The organism is Limimaricola sp., assembly GCF_016125575.1.
GTDB lineage: Bacteria > Pseudomonadota > Alphaproteobacteria > Rhodobacterales > Rhodobacteraceae > WGLM01.
In genome coordinates this window covers 95,051-111,410 of record NZ_WGLM01000001.1, presented here as the reverse complement: position 1 = coordinate 111,410, position 16,360 = coordinate 95,051, and the positions used below count along the sequence as shown (strand labels likewise).

Genomic DNA, 16,360 nt, shown 5'->3' with positions numbered 1-16,360 from the left:
GCCTCTTAGCCTGCCGCCCGTTTGCCTTGCGCGGCCCAGAGCGCGCCGCGGCGGATGATCTCGGTCACCTGCGGCACCTTCAGATCGTCCAACTCGTGCCCGATCGAGCAATAGAACACCCGGCCCTTGTCCCAGCGCCGCTTCCAGACCACGGGGATCACGCTGCCCTCGATCCACCACAGGTGATCGCCCGAGAACGTCGTGGTCGCCAGCACCTCGTTGGAGGGATCGACTAGCATGTAATATTGCTCGGACGTCAGGCGAAAGCTGCGGATGCCCTGCACGATCGGGTCGTCGGGGCGGCAGATCGTGACATCGTAGTCGATGTAGTCTTCGCGCGGCTGCAGGTTGTCGGGCCAGCCGGGCGGGTGCGCCACGAACTGGCCACCGATCAGGAAGTGATAGGTCGGCCGGTCGCGGAACGCGTCGCCCATGTGGCCGTGCCAGCCGGCAATGCCGCACCCCTCACCCACCAGTTTCAGCAGCCCGTCTTCCTGCCGCTTCGTCATGTTACCGAATTCCTCACGGTGGCCCGAACGGGCCGAGGACCAGATCGGCGTGATCAGGTCCAGATCGGCAAGGTCCTCGGGCCGCTCCAGCGGTTCCAGTGTGTGATGCACGTCGACCGTAAAGCCGTTCGCCTCCAGCAGGTCGCGATACCAGTCGGCAAAGGCGGTGGGGGCGTGGCCTTCCCAGCCGCCGACGAACAGGGCTGCTTTCATGATCTGTCCTTTCGCATGAACTGCACGATCGAGGCCATGTCGCGCGCGGCATATCCCGCCGCCTCGGCCTGTTTCAGTTTTTCCAGCGTCACAAGGCCCTGCGGCATGGCGGTGCCAAGGCTGCGGGCGAGCGCGGCGGTGATCTCCATGTCCTTGCGGGCCAGCGCCACTGTAAAGGTCACGTCATGCCGCGCTTCGTCAAGGTAGAGCGGGCGGCGGTAGTGCAGCATCGGCGCGGCGGCGGCGCTGGCCTCGATCACGTCGAAGGCATCGGCGCTGTCGATCCCCGCCGCCCCGACAAGGGCCATCGCCTCGGCCAGGGTCTGGTTCAGGCCGTGGATCAGGGAATTGACAGCCAGCTTCATCACCGCCCCGGAACCGCGCGCGCCAAGGCAAATCGTCCGCTTGCCCAGCGCATCGAAGACCGGCGCAAGCGGCGCCGCCTCGTCCGCCGTGCAGCCCGCCATGATTAGCAGTTGCGCATCGGCCGCGGCCTGCGTCGCGCCGGAAACCGGTGCGTCTATGACTGTTGCATCCGCCGGGGCCTCGTCGGCCAGCCAGCCGATATGATCGGGGCTCATCGTGCCCATCTCGATATAGATCCGCGCCGTGCCGGCAAACAGGCCATCCGGACCGCCATGGACGGCCTTGGAGGACGGGTCATCGGCCAGCATGGTGATGACGACGTCAGCCGCGTCAGAAAGCGCACGAGGACTGTCAGCAACCGCGCATCCAAGCGCATCGGCCAAAGCAACGGCCTTGCTGGCCGAGCGATTCCACAAGGTCAGATCGTGGCCCGCACGGGCAAGGTTGCCCGCCATGGGCGCACCCATCCGTCCCAGACCAGCGAAACCGATCCGCATCAGACCCCCCCTGTCATGCCTGCTGTCGAGCGCCTCCCCGGGCCGACTTTCAACTGGCGATAGGGCCGCCGCAAGAAGACGGCAAATCCTCATTTGTCCATTCTGGACGCCTGACGATCCATTATGATCAGGCCGACACCGGTGTATGGCAGGAGTGGGCAGATCGGCGATGACGTCTCACACGATCTTGCTGGCTGGGGCGGTAGGATTCGAACCTACGGTACACGGTACCAAAAACCGATGCCTTACCACTTGGCCACGCCCCAGCAGCGACGCGGTTGATACTTGGAAGGTCTGGGCGGTTCAAGCCCTGACAGACCGAAAAGTGAGGGCCGTGCGCGGCTTTCGCAAAGGCCCCTCAACGCCCTAGTTGAACATGGAGTTCGGCAGGAAAAGCGAGATCTGCGGAAAGGCGATCAGGATCCCGACGGTCAGGATCATCATCAGCCAGAACGGGATGACGCCGACGAAGATGTCGGCAAGCGGCACTTTCGGCGCCACAGACTTTACGATGAAGACGTTGATGCCCACCGGCGGCGAGATCAGCCCCATCTCCAGCGCGATCACCACCAGCACGCCGAACCAGATCGGGTCGACGCCAAGGTTGGTGATGATCGGGAAGAAGATCGGCAGCGTCAGCACCAGCATAGCGAAACCTTCCAGAAAGCAGCCCAGCACCAGATAGATCGCAAGGATCAGTATCAGCGTGCCGGTCACGCCCAAGTTCAGGCCGATCAGGATATTGCCCACCGCGTCGGGGATATGGCTGAGCGCCAGGAAGGGGTTCAGCAGGTAGGCCGCCATCAGGATCAGCATCACGGTGGCGGTGGTGGTGATCGAATCCTTCGTCGCCGCCCAGAACTGGCGCAGGCTTAGCGCACGTGTCAGCGCCCCGATCAGCACGATCAGCCCCGCGCCGACGGCCGAGGCCTCGACGGGCGAGAAGATGCCGCCGTAGATGCCGCCGATCGTAACCAGGATCACCCCGATGATCGGCAGTGCGCCGGTGATCGCGCCCAGCTTCTGGCGCAGCGTCGTCGCCGGCCCCGCCGGGCCGAAGCCGGGGCGCAGCGTACAGATCACGATCACGGCGCCGACAAATAACATCAGCATCAGCAGGCCCGGCAGAACGCCCGCAAGAAACAGCCGCCCGATGGATTGCTGGGTCAGGATTGCGTAGATCACAAATCCGGTCGAGGGCGGGATCAGGATGCCCAGCGTGCCACCTGCGGCGACGACCCCCGTCGAGAGGCGGTGGTCGTAATCGAAGCGGTCCATCTCGGCCAGGGCGACCTTGCCCATCGTCAACGCCGAGGCCACGGACGAGCCGGAGAGCGCCGCGAACCCGCCGCAGCCGATCACCGTGGCCGAGGCCAGCCCGCCGCGGAACTGACCGATCACCGCGTAGGCTGCATCGTAAAGTCGACGGCTCATCCCCGTGATCGAGGCGACGTTGCCCATCAGGATGAAAAGCGGGACGACGACCAGTTCGGGCGAGGAGGCCAGCGTGAAGGTCTGCGAGGCCAGCTGGCTGAAGGCGGCATTGGGACTGTCAAGAACCGAATACCCGATGAACCCCACAAGGAACATGGCGAACGCCACCGGGATGCGCAGCAAAAGCAGCACGAAAAGCGCGAGGATTCCAACGAACCCCACCGTCGATGCGGTCATATTTCGGTTTCTTTCCGGATGTCGCGGCCCGTCAGGGCCAGTTCCACCGCACGCAGCGCCATGCCCGCCGCCGTCACCAGCGCCAGTGTCGAAAGCAGGTACTGGAACCACGCCTTGGGCAGCAGCAGCAGGTTGGTCGACAGATTAAGCATGACCGACAGTTTCGCGCTTTCGTTCACGGCCCATGCAATGGCGACGAAGATGACCATGCCCAGCAACGCCGCCGCGATATCGACCATACGGTTCCACCATGCGGGGAAATGCCGTTCCAGAAGGTCGACGGCAATATGGCCACCGCGCCTGTCACAGATCGCCATACCGCCGAAGACGAGGATCACCATCGTCATCGTCACCACGTCCTGCGAGCCGTAGAGGGGATGGCCCAGCGCCCGTCCCGTGACGTCGTAAAGGATCGTCCCCACCTCAACCAGAAGGCCCAAGGCCCCGAACGTGGCGGACAGGCTAATCAGCCTGTCCGCCCATGTCCGAACGTGGTGAAGCAAGGCCTAGTTGCCCCGCATCGCGGCGATGGTGGCCTCGCCGTTCACGCTTTTGACGTAGTCGTCCACGACGCCGGCCACGGCCTTGGAGAAGGCATCGACCTCTTCAGGTGTCAGGTCGACCACGGTGTTCTTGGCATCGGCCCGCGCTGCATCCATCGCCGCGTTCGCGGTCTTGAGCCACGCATCCTCGGCGCTCTTGGACAGGGCCATGCCGCTCGCGTCGTCGATGGCCTTGCGGAAAGCCGGTGACAGGCTTTCGTACTTGGCCTCGTTCATCACGGTGTAGAAGGTCAGCCGGCCCAACGGCGCGCCCAGCGTGTAAGAGCTGGCCACCTCTGACAGCTTGAAGTCCGACAGCGTCGAGGCCCCGGTAAAGACGCCGTCGATCAGGCCGGTCTGCATCGCGTTGTAGACCTCGTTGATGGGCATCTGCACCGGGGTCGCACCCAGCGCCACCGCCACCTGCGCGGCAGTCGCGCCCGCGACGCGGATCTTCAGACCCTTCAGGTCATCGGGGGTGCGGATCACCTTGTTGCGCATGATCATGATGTTGGGTTCCGAGGTCCACAGCGCCAGCACCTTGGTCGCCGGGAACTCGCCCTTGATCTCGTCGAAGGCAGCCCAGAGCGCCTCGTATCCCGGCTTGTCGACCGGGATCGCACCGGGCAGCTCGGCGATCATCGTCTTGCCGAATTGCGACGAGGTATAGCCCGGCAGGCCCCAGGCGATATCGGCCACCCCCTGCACGACGCGGACGTATTGCTCGACCGGGCCCGCGCCCAGCTCACCGCCGTGATAGCCGCGTACCGTCAGCCCGCCATCGGTCTCGGCAGAAACCTTGTCGCCCAACACCTCGATCACAGAGGCGTTAATCGTGTGAAAGGGCGGCGTGAAGTTGGCGAACTTCAACTCCTCCGCGGCACCCGCGGTGCCAAGCGCGGCGACAAGCGCCGCTGCGGCAAATGTGAAACGCATCGTCATGACAATCCTCCCTGTGGCAGGCCCCGCCCTCCCGAAGCGGGGCCAATCTTGCGGGACGATAGCCAGCCACCGTCCCGCACCCTAATCATTTATTTCGTCTTGGGCATAAGCACGAGCTATACCTTCGACTTCGTACGCCAGCTTTCGGCATAGTTTTCGCGCGCTTCTCGGGCATAAGGCGTAGGCGATACGCGCACCCGGATCTCGGCCTGCCGATGCGCCTCGGTCGAGGTCTTGCGCGTCGGCGTCGGCTCGCCCCAGACCAGCGTCAGCACGTCGCCCTCCTTGACGTCGGACGAGACGACACCCAACGACAGCATGCAGCGTTCGTTGAACGAATAACCGTTGAACATCGACATCCCCACCTGTTTGCCGTCGCGCAGGATCAGATCGGCGCTGGACGAGGCGTAGTTGGGCTGCGGGAAGTCGATCCACTTGTAAGGAACCTCGCCGGGGCGGAAACCCGAGGCGATCACGTTGACCACGTCATCGGCATTCCACTCGAACGTCACCTTCTTGCGGTTGTTCGCGCCGCGCAGCTTCTCCAGCGCGGCCTTGCCGATGAAATCGGGCTTCTTCCAACCAACGTAGAAATCATAGCCCAACTCGAACGGGTTGACGTAGTAGTCCTCGATATTGTCGCTGACCATGCTGCCACCGATCGCGCCCATCGCCTCGTAGGCATCGGCCCCCAGCCAGTCGCGGTAGTCCTGCAGCATGCCTTCGCCAGTGTAGATCCCCGGCAGCGGCGAGGGAATCCAGCCCGACTCCAGCGTGTTGGTGGAATAGGCGCGGCTGCCGACCTGCCGCAGATCGACGCCGATATCGCGTGCGGCCTGCAGGATGGTGGACTGGATGTAATCCTTGTCGGCATAGGGCCCCCAGATTTCCAGCCCCGGCGCGCCGGCCATGCCGTGACGCAGCGCCTGCACCTTGCGCGAGCCGACATTGATCCAGTCGACATGGAAGAACTTGATATCCGGCACCGGACCGCCATTGATCGCGGTAAAGATCTTGTCGGCGTCGGGCCCCTGGATCTGGAAGCGATAATGGGTGCGGTAGATCGCCTTGCCATCAGGCCGCGAATCCGAGCGTGGGTCGTGGTGCAGCCGCACTTTCCATGTCCCCACGGCGGCCTGGAACTTCACCCAGTTGGCAGTCGGCGCGCGGCCCACAAGCACGAACTTGTCGGTCCGTTCGCGGAAAATGATCATGTCGCCGATGACGTGGCCCGCTGGCGTGACCGGCACGAAATGCTTGGCGCGGTTGAGATCGAAATTGGCAAAACTGTTGATCCCGACATGCGAAAGGAACGCCTCGGCATCGGGGCCCTCGACGATCAACTCGTCCATGTGGTGCGACTGGTCGAACAGCACCGCAGTGTCGCGCCAGGCGCGCTGTTCGTCCCGCCAGTTCGTGTATTCGGGCGCGACGACGGGATAGACATACATTCCGATTTGCGAGTTGCGTAGCATCTCTACCGGGTTGGCGAAGGTGGCCATCTTGTCGGACAGACTGGGCATTTCTTTCTCCTGTTGAGGGTCGTTGTGGGATCAGGACGGGGTGACAAGCGCAAGGCCCGGAACGCGTTCGGCAAGGCGCGGACCGCCCCGCAGGACGTGGGCAAGGTTCTCGCGCGCAAGCCGGGCATGTTCGCGCGCAAGCGCCTCCGCGCGGGCACCTTCGCGCGCAGAGATGGCTGACAGGATCTCGCGATGCTGACGTTGCGCACGGGTCAGCGATTGCTGGAAATCGGGGATCAATTCCTGCCCATGCAGGAAGGCCGAGGGAGAGGCCAGCGGCAGCCGCGTCACCCGGTCGACCTCACGCTCGATCACGGCACTGCCGGCAAGCCGCGCAAGGATTTGGTGAAAGGCGGCATTGTGATGGACATAGGCCGCAAAATCGATACCGCCGGGCCGGGCCAGCGCGACGTCGATCGCGTCCAGCGTGGTTTCCGCCAAGGCCATCTGCCGCGGGTCGGCACCACGCTCGGCGGCCAGCCGCGCCGCGGTGCCCTCGATCACGCCGCGTACCTCGATGGCATCAATGATGTCGCGCTCGCTCAACCGGGCGACGCGGCAGCCACCGGTGGGGATCTTTTCCAGCAGCCCTTCTTCGACCAGCCGGTCCATCGCCTGCCGCAACGGCGTGCGTGACAAGGCAAGGCGTTCGGCCAGCGCGGTTTCCGGCAAGCGCATGTTGATCTCGAAGGTGCCAGCAAGGATCAGGGCGCGCAGTTCCAGCAACGCCTTCTCGAACTGGGACGACCGCCCCCTTGGTTCCATCGCCGACCTCCCACCACCCGCGCGGCTCCTCTCCGGCGCAAGTGGCGGGCAGGTTGTCCTGTATACAATTTTCTGTCAATCCCAGATATTATGCCGGTCAATGCAGCATATCTGCACATTCTGTATACCAAAATTACAAGAAGCAGGTTACCTCTCGGCAAAGGAAACACCCGCGGCTACGACACGGCATGCCGAATCGATCCTGCGGCGCATGAAGGGGGCGGTGATGACGGCAGCGGAACTTGTGCTTGCGGTCGCGGCCTTGATGGCTGGCGGGTTCATGAAGGGGGCAGTGGGCGTCGGCGCGCCCGTGGTGGCCATCCCGGTGCTGTCGATCCTGTTCAACGTGCCCTTCGCCGTCGCGGTGATGAGCTTGCCGAACCTGATGTCGAACGTCTGGCAAGGCTGGGAGAACCGCCAACACCTGCTGCATCGCCGCTTCGTGCTAGCCTTCACGCTCAGCGGGGCGGCAGGCGCCATCCTGGGCACTTTCGTGCTGGCCTTTCTGCCCGACAGGCCGCTGACAATCATCGTGGCCCTTGTCCTGATCCTCTATCTCGGCTTCCGCGTGGCACGGCCGGGCTGGCATATCGGACAGGCAACGGCTGATCGTTGGGCCATCGCCGCCGGCGCACTTGGCGGCCTGCTTCAAGGCGCGTCCGGGCTGTCGGCCCCGGCGTCGGTTACTTTCCTCAACGCACTGCGGCTGGAGCGGCGCGCCTTCATCGGCACGATCTCGGCCTTCTTCATGGCGATCTCTGCGGTGCAGGTGCCAACGCTTTGGGCCACGGGGCTGCTGGACGGCCCTGCATTTGGTTTCAGCCTGCTGGCAATGGTGCCGCTCTTCGGCGGCATGCCGTTGGGCGCGTGGGCGGCGCGCCACGTCTCGCGCGAAACCTTCGACCGGCTGATCATGGCACTATTGGCAGTGGTTGCGCTGCGGCTTCTCTGGGTCGGTCTGGCAGGGGCCTAGCCCGGCACCGCGGCCTGCAACAGATCCAGCAGCAATCGCTGTGCCGCGGTCGGTTCCCAGTTGGTGCGCAACGTCAGGCCGATGGGCCGCGCAGGCAGGCGGGTGGCAAAGTCCAACGCCCGGACCAGCCCTTTGCCGATTTCGGCATTGGCCTGCTGGCGCGAGATACAGCCAAGATGGTCGCTCATCCCCAGCATCTCGCGCATCAGCAGGATTGATCCGCATTCAAGGATACTGGCCGGCGGCACAATGCCGCCCTCGGCGAAAAGTGCGTCAAACTGGACGCGCGTGGGAGTGCCCGCGCGCGGCACGATCCACGGGTACCGGGCCAGATCGTCCAGCGTCAGGTCGTGCCGCCCTGCCAGTGGATGATCCAGCCCCGCGATCAGCGCCAGTTGGTCGTCGAACAGCGGACGCTGCATCACCTCGCCCAGCGGCGCGGGATCGCGGAGCGCACCGACGAGAAAGTCGATCTCGCCCCGCAAGAGCCCGGCCAGCAGCAAGTCATATGGCCCGTCCAGCACTCTCACCGGCAGGCGCGGCCGTTCCGCACGAAAGCCTGCCAGCGCCTTCGGCAGCAGGACCGAGCGCGACAGCGGCATCGACCCGATGACAATCCGGCCCACCTCGCGGCCCTCGAACTCGGCCAGATCGGCCTCGGCCTGGTCCAGTTCGTAGAAGGCCAGCCGTCCCGCCTGGGCCAGGGCCGCGCAGGGCCGCGTGGCGACGACGCCCTGCGCCGTCCGTTCAAACAGACGCCGGCCCGCCTCGGCCTCGATCTGCGTTACCGCGCGATGCACCGTAGGCTGCGACATGCCCATCCGCTGCGCGGCGAGGGTAAAGTTCTCGGCCTCGCGCACTGCGATCAGCGCCTTCAACTGCGCCGACGTGACGGTCAGCTTCAGACGCGGCGCGACATCCTCCAGCGCCGGGTCAAGCAGCGCAAACGCCCGGCGCAGCCGCGCGGTCAGCACCTCGCCCCGCGGCGTCAGGAACAGGCCGCCGCGCCCCCGGTCAAAGATCAGCCCTCCCGCCTCGCGCTCGATCTTGGCAATTGCTTGCGTCACGGCAGGCTGGGTCACATGCGCCACGGCCGAGGCCTCGGTCACCGAACCAAGGTCGGCCACGGCAAGGACCAGCCGGAAGTGCCGCAGGTTGCGCGAGATCATAGGCGCGCCAGCACCGTGTCGGCCCGCGCGGCAAGCTCATCGTCGTCCGCCGAAAGGCCAAGGGCGCCGATCGCCGCCTGCCATGCCATCGTCGCGCGCGCCATGATCGCCGGCAGACCCAGCGCCTCGACCGAGGCAGCAACCTCGGCCATCTCAGCCGCGCGGCGGGGACCATGCACCATCATCCGCTCAAGGTTGTAGGCGCCGCGCTGGCGCCAGTCGATGCCGGGGTCCGACGCCTGTAGCGAGGCGATCACCGCGTCTTCCACACCGGCCTTGCGCGCGGCGAGGAAACACTCTGCCGTCAGCGCCTCCAACCCCTTGATCATGACAGAGCGGAACATCTTGACCGCCGAGGCCCCTCCAACCCCGCCGGCCACCACCTCCGGCCGCATGTCGAGGCCGCGGAGCACTTCGGCCGCTGTGTCGGCGTGCGGCCCCGAGACCAGCAGCGGCACGTGGTGCCCTTTCGGATGAACCGGCGCCATCACTGCCACGTCCACGTAACGCCCGCCCGCGCCCTCGATGACAGCCGCTGCGGCGCGTTTCGTCTCGGGCGCGCAGGAATTGCAGTCGAGCCAAAGTGTGCCGGCCGACAGAACGCCTTTCGCCTGTTGTGCCGCCACCAGCGCCTGATCGGCGGTGACAAGGCAGAAGACCACATCGGCCCCCGCCAGCGCCTCTGCCAGTGTTGCCGCTCCCTGAACACCGGCTGCATCAAACCGCGCGCGCATCGGGCCTGCGGTCGCGGGCACCTCCGTCTTGATGTCAAAGGCGCGCAGACCGGGCGGTGCGGCCGCACCCCAGCCAGCACGAAACGCCATCGCCGCCTCGCCGAAACCCACAAGCGCCATCGCGGTTCTTTTCGCCGTCATGTCTGTCCTCCGCCGCCGAAACAATGCCACCATGATGGCCCGCATCGGCCCGGCTTCGCCAGCGACCATAGCCGGAACTTATACCGGCGCGAAGCGTTCTGATTTGCCGCGCACTATGCCCGGCTGACATACCGCTACCAATTCCCGTTGCAGGAGCTGCTCCCCCGTGTCCGCCACCAAGACCGCCCTCGTCATCAGCGCCCATGCCGCCGATTTTGTCTGGCGCTGCGGCGGCGCGATCGCCCTGCATGCCGAGATGGGCTATCAGGTAACGGTGCTTTGCCTGTCCTTCGGCGAACGCGGCGAAAGCGCGAAACTCTGGAAACAGCCCGGCATGACGCTTGACGCCGTCAAGGCCGCGCGTCGCGCCGAGGCCGAACGCGCGGCCAAGGCGCTGGGTGTGCATGACCTCGTTTCGATGGACCTTGGCGACTATCCGCTGGAACTGACCCGCACCGACAAGGAGGCCGTGGTGGACGTGATCCGGCGGGTCCAGCCGCGCTTCATGCTCAGCCATTCGCATTACGATCCTTACAACACCGACCACAGCTATGCCACGCAGGTGGCGCTGGAATGCCGGATGATCGCGCAGGCCTGGGGCCACCGGCCCGGCGAGAAGGTGCTGGGCGCGCCGCAGCTTTACCTCTTCGAGCCGCACCAGACCGAGCAGATGGGCTGGAAGCCCGACACCTTCCTCGACATCACCCCGGTCTGGGCGAAAAAGCGCGCCGCAATCGAATGCATGGAAGGGCAAGAGCATCTGTGGGACTATTACACCCGCGTGGCGCAGAACCGCGCCAACCATTTCAAGCGCAACTCGGGCGGCCAATCGGGCGGACGTGACTGCAAGTATGCCGAAGGCTTCCAGTCGGTCTTTCCGCGCACCGTGGACGAGTTGTAGCGCGCAGGCAAAGGATCGCCGATGACCACGCCCACCAACCCGGCCTTCGACATCGCCCACCTGGGCCATGTCGAGATGCTGACCGACCGGTTCGAGGACAGCCTCGATTTCTTCACCCGCGTCTATGGCCTGAAGCTGTCGGGGCAGGACGAAACCTCGGCCTACCTGCGCGCCTGGGACGACTACGAGTTTAACAGCCTCAAGCTGACCCGCGCGGGCAGCACCGGCGTGGGCCATATCGGCTATCGCTGCGCCAGCCCCGAGGCGCTGGCGCGTCGCGTCGCCGCGATCGAGGCATCGGGCTATACCGTGCTCGGCTGGACCGAGGGCGACATGGGCCATGGCCGGTCCTTCCGCTTCGAAGACCCGTTCGGCCATGTGTTCGAGATTTATTACGACACCCGCTGGTATGAGCCGCAGGACGAGGCCGAGCGCGCCGCGCTGAAAAACACCGCCAGCGCCTTCACCGGGGCCGCGCCGCGCCGGATCGACCATGTGAACCTTTTGGGCGAGGATGTGGCCGCCTTCCGGCAGTTCATGGAGGTCTGCCTTGGCAGCCGGGTGACGGAATACATCCAGCTTGATAACGGGCGGATCGGCGGCGTCTGGTTTTCTTGCAACAACAAGACCTATGACACCGTGTGCACCGAAGAGCGCGGGCGCGGTCACGGCCGCCTGCACCATGTCACCTACGCCACCGACCAGCGCGAGGACATCCTGCGCGCGGCGGACCTTTTCCTGCAGGCGGGCGTGCATATCGAGACCGGGCCGCACAAGCACGCGATCCAGGGCTCGTTCTTCCTTTACGTGTGGGAGCCTGCGGGCAACCGCGTGGAACTGGCCAATGCCGGCGCGCGGCTGATCCTTGCGCCCGACTGGCAACCGGTGAAGTGGACCGAGGCCGAGCGCAAGAAGGGCCAGGCCTGGGGCCTAAAGACGATCGAGACCTTCCACACCCACGGCACCCCGCCCGTGCGGACCGAATAGGCGATGACCGTCCTGCGTGACATCGCCTATGCCGACAGGTCCGACCGCAACCGGCTGGACCTTTACCTGCCCGACGGCGTCGCACGCCCACCCCTGGTGTTCTTCATCCATGGCGGGGCCTTCCTGATGGGCAGCAAAGACGCGCCATTGGGCAAGGATGCCTTTCTTGCCGCCGGGTTCGCCGTGGCCGCCGCGAATTACCGCTATGCCTCGCAGGCGATCTGGCCCGCGCAGCTGGAGGATCTGACCGAGGCGCTGGCCTGGCTGCGCGCCAATGCCGCGCGCCACGGCTTTGACGGCACCCGCATCGCCGCCTTCGGGCCTTCGGCCGGGGGGCACCTGACGGCGGTCTGCGCCATCGCGCATGCCGCCGATCCGGCCACGCGGCTGGCGGCGGCGGTGTCGTGGTTTCCGCCCGTCGATTTCCCCACCATGGATGCCGACATGGCGGCCAGCGGCGTCACGCCTGCCGCAGGGCCCAACGGCCGCCCCGACAGCCCCGAAAGCCAGCTGACCGGCGTGACCGTGGGCGAAGAACCCGAGGGCGCGCGCGCAGCCAACCCGCTGCGGTACCTCGATGCGCTGCCCGCGGACGCACTGCTGCCGCCCTTCCTCATCATGCACGGCGCGCTTGATCCGCTGATCGCGCCGCGCCAGTCGCACCGGCTGCTGGCAGGGCTGGCCGCCTTTGGCAACGCGCCCCGGCTGGCGCTGGAAATCCTGCCCGGCGGCACCCATGGCGGCGGCGATTTCGAACAGCCCGCCGCGATCGACCGTGTCGTGAACTTCCTCCATCAATCGTTCGGAGCCTGAACCATGCCCGTCGTCGTCCAGAACATCGCGCGTGCCGATCCGGCCGTCATCGAAGGTCTGGCCGCCGCCGGGGTCGCCACCGTGCACGAGGCGCAGGGGCGCAAGGGCTGCATGGCCAGCCACATGCGCCCGATCTGGGCGGGTGCGCAGGTGGCCGGCTCGGCAATCACGATCAGCGCGCCGCCCGGCGACAACTGGATGCTGCATGTCGCCATCGAACAGCTGCGCGCGGGCGACATCCTTGTCCTCGCCCCCACCTCGCCCTGCAACAACGGCTATTTCGGCGACCTGCTGGCGACCTCGGCCATGGCGCGTGGCTGCCGGGGTCTGGTGATCGAAGCTGGCGTGCGCGACATCCGGGACCTGACGAAGATGGGCTTTCCGGTCTGGTCGAAGGCCGTCAGCGCACAAGGCACCGTGAAGGAGACGCTTGGCGACGTGAACCTGCCCATCGTCTGCGCCGGGCAGGTGGTGAACCCCGGCGACATCATCGTGGCCGATGATGACGGCGTCTGCGTCGTCGCGCGGGACGAGGCCGCCACGGTGCTGGCCGCCGCCAACAAGCGTCTGGCGGCGGAAGAGGCGAAGCGCGCGCGGCTGGCCGCCGGGGAACTGGGCCTCGATATCTACGGCATGCGCGGGCGGCTGGCCGAGAAGGGCCTGAAATATGTCTGAGGGGGCCGGCATCCCCTGCCTGTGGATGCGCGGCGGCACGTCGAAGGGCGCCTATTTCCTGGCCCGCGACCTGCCCGCCGATCCGGCCGCGCGCGATGCGCTGCTGCTGCGGATCATGGGCAGCCCCGATCCGCGCCAGATCGACGGTATCGGCGGGGCCGATCCGCTGACCTCGAAGGTCGCGGTGCTGGGGCCGCCCACCCGGCCCGATGCGGATGTCGATTACCTGTTCCTGCAGGTCTTCGTCGATCAGCCGCTGGTCTCGGACGCGCAGGGCTGCGGCAATATCCTGGCCGGCGTCGGCCCCGCCGCGATCGAGCGCGGGCTGGTCCCGGCGCGCGACGGCATCACGCCGGTGCGCATCCACATGGTCAATACCGGCGAAGTTGCTTTGGCCGAGGTCGCGACGCCCGGCGGCGCGGTCAGCTACGAGGGCGACGCCGCCATCGACGGCGTGCCGGGCCACCACGCCCCCGTCCGCCTGATGTTCCAGAATATCGCCGGGTCGATGTGCGGGGCGCTGCCCTCGGGCCGCGCGGTGGACGTGATCGACGGGGTCGCCTGTACGCTGATCGACAACGGGATGCCCGTGGTGGTCATGGCCGCGGCCAATCTCGGCATCACCGGCCGCGAGGACCGCGAAACGCTGGAGGCCGATGGCGCGCTGAAGGCCCGGATCGAGGCGATCCGCCTGCAGGCCGGGCCGCTGATGCAGCTTGGCGATGTCGCCGCGGCCAGCGTGCCCAAGATGATCCTTGTTGCGCCGCCCGCGGCGGGCGGGGCGATTGCCACGCGCAGCTGGATCCCGCATCGCGTCCATGCCTCGGTGGGGGTCTTTGCAGCGGTCAGCGTCGCCACTGCCTGCCTGCTGCCAGACAGTCCTGCCGCGGCCCTGGCCACCCTGCCCCCGGACGGACGGTTCCGCGTCGAACACCCCACCGGCGCGCTGGAGGTGTTCCTGGACATCGCCCCCGATGGCACGGTGCGCGGCGCAGGCAACATCCGCACCGCGCGCAAGCTTTTCGACGGGCGGGTCTTTCCGGGACCGCGGCCCGGCAGCGCAACAACCGCATCGCAGGGGATGGCCGCGGACGCGACGATGGCCCACTAAGGGGATGGAGGGGCCACAAGGGGAGGACAGGATGACTGACCGTTACACCACCGGCATGGCGATCAGGCGCAGGGTGCTGGGCGATGCCCATGTCGACCGCGCCGAGGCCGCCAAGACGCCGCTTGACGCCCCGTTCCAGGAGTTGATCACCGAGGCCGCCTGGGGCACCGTCTGGGCCTCGGACGGCATCTCGCTGCGCGACCGCTCGATGCTGACGCTGGCGCTGCTGGCGGCGACCGGCAATTTCGAGGAGATCGCGATGCATATCCGCGCCACGGCCCGCACCGGCGCCAGCCGCCGCGACGTGATCGAGGCGTTCCAGCACGTCGCGATCTACGCCGGTGTGCCGCGCGCCAACCGCGCACTGAAGATCGCCAAGGAGGTCTTCGCCGAGATGGACGCGTCCTGAGGCGCAGGGAAAGAGGGAGGAGGGCCAACCATGCCGACACCGGGAGAATTCTACCAGCGCGACCGCACCCGCCAGCCACCGGCGCTGACGCCGGGCTACAAGACGACCGTCGCCCGCTCGCCCCGCTTCGCGATGATCAGCCTGCAGAACTCGGCAAGCGAGATCACCGGGCCGGTCTTCGGCCATGCCGATGTCGATCCGGGCGACCGTGACTTGCTGACAAACTATGCCCAGCCGGGGCAGGGCCCGATCGGCGAGCGCATCATCCTGCACGGCCGGGTGCTGGACGAAAACGCGCGCCCCGTGCCCAATACGCTGGTTGAGATCTGGCAGGCCAATGCGGGCGGCCGCTATCGCCACCCCAAGGACACCTACTTCGCCCCGATCGACCCCAATTTCGGCGGCTGCGGCCGGGCGCTGACCGACGAGAACGGGTATTACTACTTCCGCACGGTCAAACCCGGCGCCTATCCGTGGCGCAACTACGTTAACAGCTGGCGCCCGGCGCATATCCACCTTTCGATCTTCGGCAGCGCCTTCGTGCAGCGCCTTGTCACACAATGCTATTTCGAGGGCGATCCGCTGATCCCGCATTGCCCCATCGTGCAGACCATTCCCGACCCCGACGCGGTGGAGCAGCTGATCGCGCGGCTCGACCTGAACGCCACGATCCCGCTCGACACCATCGCCTACCGCTTCGACATCGTGCTGCGTGGGCGCCGGTCCACCCTGTTCGAAAACCGGCTGGAGGGGAACTGAAATGGCGCAGAAGCTGGATTACCTGAAGGAAACGCCGTCGCAGACGGCCGGGCCCTATGTTCATATCGGGCTGGCACCGGGGGCGGCAGGGTTCAAGATCTACGACCGGGAACTGGGCTGGGACATTGCCGGGCCGAATGCCGGGGGCGAGCGCATCCGCGTCGAGGGCATGGTCATCGACGGGATGCTCAGCCCGGTCAAGGACGCGCTGATCGAGGTCTGGCAGGCCAATGCGGCGGGCATCTATGCCCATCCCGAACATCCCGGCGAGGTCGAGGCGGGCTTTCGCGGCTGGGGCCGGGTGATCACCGATTTCACCACCGGCGCCTGGGGGTTCGACACGGTCAAGCCCGGCGCGGTCATGGGCCGCAACGGGCGGATGATGGCGCCGCACCTGAACCTCTGGATCGTGTCGCGGGGCATCAACATCGGGCTGAACACGCGGATGTATTTCAGCGACGAAGAGGCCGCGAACGCCGCCGACCCGGTGCTGAACCTGATCGAATGGGAACGCCGCCGCGCCACGCTGATTGCGCGCCGCGATGACAGCGGCGCCTTGCCGGTCTATCGTTTCGACATTCGCCTTCAGGGCGAGGACGAAACCGTGTTCTTCGATATCTGACAAATGCGGCGGTGCGGGACCGACGAGGCGGCCCGCGC

18 protein-coding genes and 1 tRNA gene are annotated in these 16,360 nt (G+C 66.3%); 9 read left to right on the top strand and 10 right to left on the bottom strand.

The window, feature by feature from the left end; all coding sequences use genetic code 11:
* Positions 1-5 precede the first annotated feature (5 nt).
* From GC146_RS00700 to GC146_RS00665, 8 genes are all read right to left on the bottom strand, one after another.
* Positions 6-722, bottom strand: a complete 717-nt coding sequence (locus GC146_RS00700; protein ID WP_291832938.1) for a ThuA domain-containing protein — start codon at positions 720-722, stop codon at positions 6-8.
* The gene (locus GC146_RS00695; RefSeq protein WP_291832936.1) at positions 719-1,585 is read right to left on the bottom strand and encodes an NAD(P)-dependent oxidoreductase; all 867 of its coding nucleotides are present in this window, start codon (positions 1,583-1,585) and stop codon (positions 719-721) included. Before GC146_RS00695 ends, GC146_RS00700 begins: the two co-directional genes overlap by 4 nt.
* Before the next feature lie 191 nt (positions 1,586-1,776).
* Positions 1,777-1,851 (bottom strand) — tRNA-Gln (locus GC146_RS00690).
* A 100-nt stretch (positions 1,852-1,951) separates the two neighbouring features.
* Positions 1,952-3,256 (bottom strand): TRAP transporter large permease, encoded by a 1,305-nt coding sequence (locus tag GC146_RS00685; RefSeq protein WP_291832934.1) that lies wholly within the window; start codon positions 3,254-3,256, stop codon positions 1,952-1,954.
* Positions 3,253-3,696 carry a TRAP transporter small permease gene (locus GC146_RS00680; RefSeq protein ID WP_291832931.1) on the bottom strand — a complete coding sequence of 148 codons (444 nt, stop codon included), beginning with the start codon at positions 3,694-3,696 and terminating at the stop codon, positions 3,253-3,255. The genes GC146_RS00685 and GC146_RS00680 overlap by 4 nt, the downstream gene beginning before the upstream one ends.
* Positions 3,697-3,762: 66 nt before the next feature.
* The gene (locus GC146_RS00675; protein ID WP_291832928.1) at positions 3,763-4,740 is read right to left on the bottom strand and encodes a TRAP transporter substrate-binding protein; all 978 of its coding nucleotides are present in this window, start codon (positions 4,738-4,740) and stop codon (positions 3,763-3,765) included.
* A gap of 116 nt (positions 4,741-4,856) precedes the next feature.
* On the bottom strand, positions 4,857-6,263 hold the full coding sequence (locus GC146_RS00670) for an aminomethyl transferase family protein (RefSeq protein ID WP_291832925.1): 1,407 nt from the start codon (positions 6,261-6,263) through the stop codon (positions 4,857-4,859).
* Between the two features lie 30 nt (positions 6,264-6,293).
* Entirely contained in the window at positions 6,294-7,028 is a 735-nt protein-coding gene (locus tag GC146_RS00665; RefSeq protein WP_291832922.1) for a GntR family transcriptional regulator, read from the bottom strand.
* Between the two features lie 226 nt (positions 7,029-7,254).
* Between GC146_RS00665 and GC146_RS00660 the strand changes: the two genes are divergently transcribed.
* On the top strand, positions 7,255-8,001 hold the full coding sequence (locus tag GC146_RS00660) for a sulfite exporter TauE/SafE family protein (RefSeq protein ID WP_291832919.1): 747 nt from the start codon (positions 7,255-7,257) through the stop codon (positions 7,999-8,001).
* On the opposite strand, the gene GC146_RS00655 is transcribed toward GC146_RS00660, so the two are convergent.
* Both GC146_RS00655 and GC146_RS00650 read right to left on the bottom strand, forming a co-directional pair.
* A complete protein-coding gene (locus GC146_RS00655) occupies positions 7,998-9,170 on the bottom strand; it encodes a LysR family transcriptional regulator (protein WP_291832917.1) in 1,173 nt (390 codons plus the stop codon). The two genes, GC146_RS00660 and GC146_RS00655, sit on opposite strands and share 4 nt — an antisense overlap.
* Positions 9,167-10,045, bottom strand: a complete 879-nt coding sequence (locus tag GC146_RS00650) for a DUF1932 domain-containing protein (RefSeq protein WP_291832914.1) — start codon at positions 10,043-10,045, stop codon at positions 9,167-9,169. The genes GC146_RS00655 and GC146_RS00650 overlap by 4 nt, the downstream gene beginning before the upstream one ends.
* A 166-nt stretch (positions 10,046-10,211) precedes the next feature.
* On the opposite strand from GC146_RS00650, the gene GC146_RS00645 reads away from it, so the two are divergent.
* The 8 genes from GC146_RS00645 to pcaG are packed head-to-tail and all read left to right on the top strand — an operon-like array spanning position 10,212 to position 16,322.
* Positions 10,212-10,946 carry a PIG-L deacetylase family protein gene (locus GC146_RS00645; protein ID WP_291832912.1) on the top strand — a complete coding sequence of 245 codons (735 nt, stop codon included), beginning with the start codon at positions 10,212-10,214 and terminating at the stop codon, positions 10,944-10,946.
* 21 nt (positions 10,947-10,967) lie between these two features.
* Positions 10,968-11,933, top strand: a complete 966-nt coding sequence (locus GC146_RS00640; protein ID WP_291832910.1) for a VOC family protein — start codon at positions 10,968-10,970, stop codon at positions 11,931-11,933.
* A 3-nt stretch (positions 11,934-11,936) separates the two neighbouring features.
* A complete protein-coding gene (locus GC146_RS00635; protein WP_291832908.1) occupies positions 11,937-12,746 on the top strand; it encodes an alpha/beta hydrolase in 810 nt (269 codons plus the stop codon).
* 3 nt (positions 12,747-12,749) lie between these two features.
* A complete protein-coding gene (locus tag GC146_RS00630; protein ID WP_291832905.1) occupies positions 12,750-13,421 on the top strand; it encodes a 4-carboxy-4-hydroxy-2-oxoadipate aldolase/oxaloacetate decarboxylase in 672 nt (223 codons plus the stop codon).
* Positions 13,414-14,532, top strand: coding sequence for a 4-oxalomesaconate tautomerase (locus tag GC146_RS00625; protein ID WP_291832902.1), 1,119 nt, complete (start codon positions 13,414-13,416; stop codon positions 14,530-14,532). The genes GC146_RS00630 and GC146_RS00625 overlap by 8 nt, the downstream gene beginning before the upstream one ends.
* Before the next feature lie 31 nt (positions 14,533-14,563).
* Complete coding sequence (pcaC, locus tag GC146_RS00620) at positions 14,564-14,941, top strand: 4-carboxymuconolactone decarboxylase (protein WP_291832900.1); 378 nt, start codon at positions 14,564-14,566, stop codon at positions 14,939-14,941.
* Positions 14,942-14,971: 30 nt separating this feature from the next.
* Positions 14,972-15,700, top strand: a complete 729-nt coding sequence (gene pcaH, locus GC146_RS00615) for a protocatechuate 3,4-dioxygenase subunit beta (protein ID WP_291832897.1) — start codon at positions 14,972-14,974, stop codon at positions 15,698-15,700.
* A gap of 1 nt (position 15,701) precedes the next feature.
* Complete coding sequence (gene pcaG / locus GC146_RS00610) at positions 15,702-16,322, top strand: protocatechuate 3,4-dioxygenase subunit alpha (RefSeq protein WP_291832893.1); 621 nt, start codon at positions 15,702-15,704, stop codon at positions 16,320-16,322.
* Positions 16,323-16,360: the final 38 nt, after the last annotated feature.

What these genes read in the sequence shown, in the direction of transcription:
- GC146_RS00700 (WP_291832938.1), bottom strand. Translation starts at nt 722, where the DNA reads ATGAAAGCAGCCCTGTTCGTCGGCGGCTGGGAAGGCCACGCCCCCACC.
- GC146_RS00695 (WP_291832936.1), bottom strand. Translation starts at nt 1,585, where the DNA reads ATGCGGATCGGTTTCGCTGGTCTGGGACGGATGGGTGCGCCCATGGCG.
- GC146_RS00685 (WP_291832934.1), bottom strand. Translation starts at nt 3,256, where the DNA reads ATGACCGCATCGACGGTGGGGTTCGTTGGAATCCTCGCGCTTTTCGTG.
- GC146_RS00675 (WP_291832928.1), bottom strand. Translation starts at nt 4,740, where the DNA reads ATGACGATGCGTTTCACATTTGCCGCAGCGGCGCTTGTCGCCGCGCTT.
- GC146_RS00670 (WP_291832925.1), bottom strand. Translation starts at nt 6,263, where the DNA reads ATGCCCAGTCTGTCCGACAAGATGGCCACCTTCGCCAACCCGGTAGAG.
- GC146_RS00665 (WP_291832922.1), bottom strand. Translation starts at nt 7,028, where the DNA reads ATGGAACCAAGGGGGCGGTCGTCCCAGTTCGAGAAGGCGTTGCTGGAA.
- GC146_RS00660 (WP_291832919.1), top strand. Translation starts at nt 7,255, where the DNA reads ATGACGGCAGCGGAACTTGTGCTTGCGGTCGCGGCCTTGATGGCTGGC.
- GC146_RS00655 (WP_291832917.1), bottom strand. Translation starts at nt 9,170, where the DNA reads ATGATCTCGCGCAACCTGCGGCACTTCCGGCTGGTCCTTGCCGTGGCC.
- GC146_RS00650 (WP_291832914.1), bottom strand. Translation starts at nt 10,045, where the DNA reads ATGACGGCGAAAAGAACCGCGATGGCGCTTGTGGGTTTCGGCGAGGCG.
- GC146_RS00640 (WP_291832910.1), top strand. Translation starts at nt 10,968, where the DNA reads ATGACCACGCCCACCAACCCGGCCTTCGACATCGCCCACCTGGGCCAT.
- GC146_RS00635 (WP_291832908.1), top strand. Translation starts at nt 11,937, where the DNA reads ATGACCGTCCTGCGTGACATCGCCTATGCCGACAGGTCCGACCGCAAC.
- GC146_RS00630 (WP_291832905.1), top strand. Translation starts at nt 12,750, where the DNA reads ATGCCCGTCGTCGTCCAGAACATCGCGCGTGCCGATCCGGCCGTCATC.
- GC146_RS00625 (WP_291832902.1), top strand. Translation starts at nt 13,414, where the DNA reads ATGTCTGAGGGGGCCGGCATCCCCTGCCTGTGGATGCGCGGCGGCACG.
- pcaC (WP_291832900.1), top strand. Translation starts at nt 14,564, where the DNA reads ATGACTGACCGTTACACCACCGGCATGGCGATCAGGCGCAGGGTGCTG.
- pcaH (WP_291832897.1), top strand. Translation starts at nt 14,972, where the DNA reads ATGCCGACACCGGGAGAATTCTACCAGCGCGACCGCACCCGCCAGCCA.
- pcaG (WP_291832893.1), top strand. Translation starts at nt 15,702, where the DNA reads ATGGCGCAGAAGCTGGATTACCTGAAGGAAACGCCGTCGCAGACGGCC.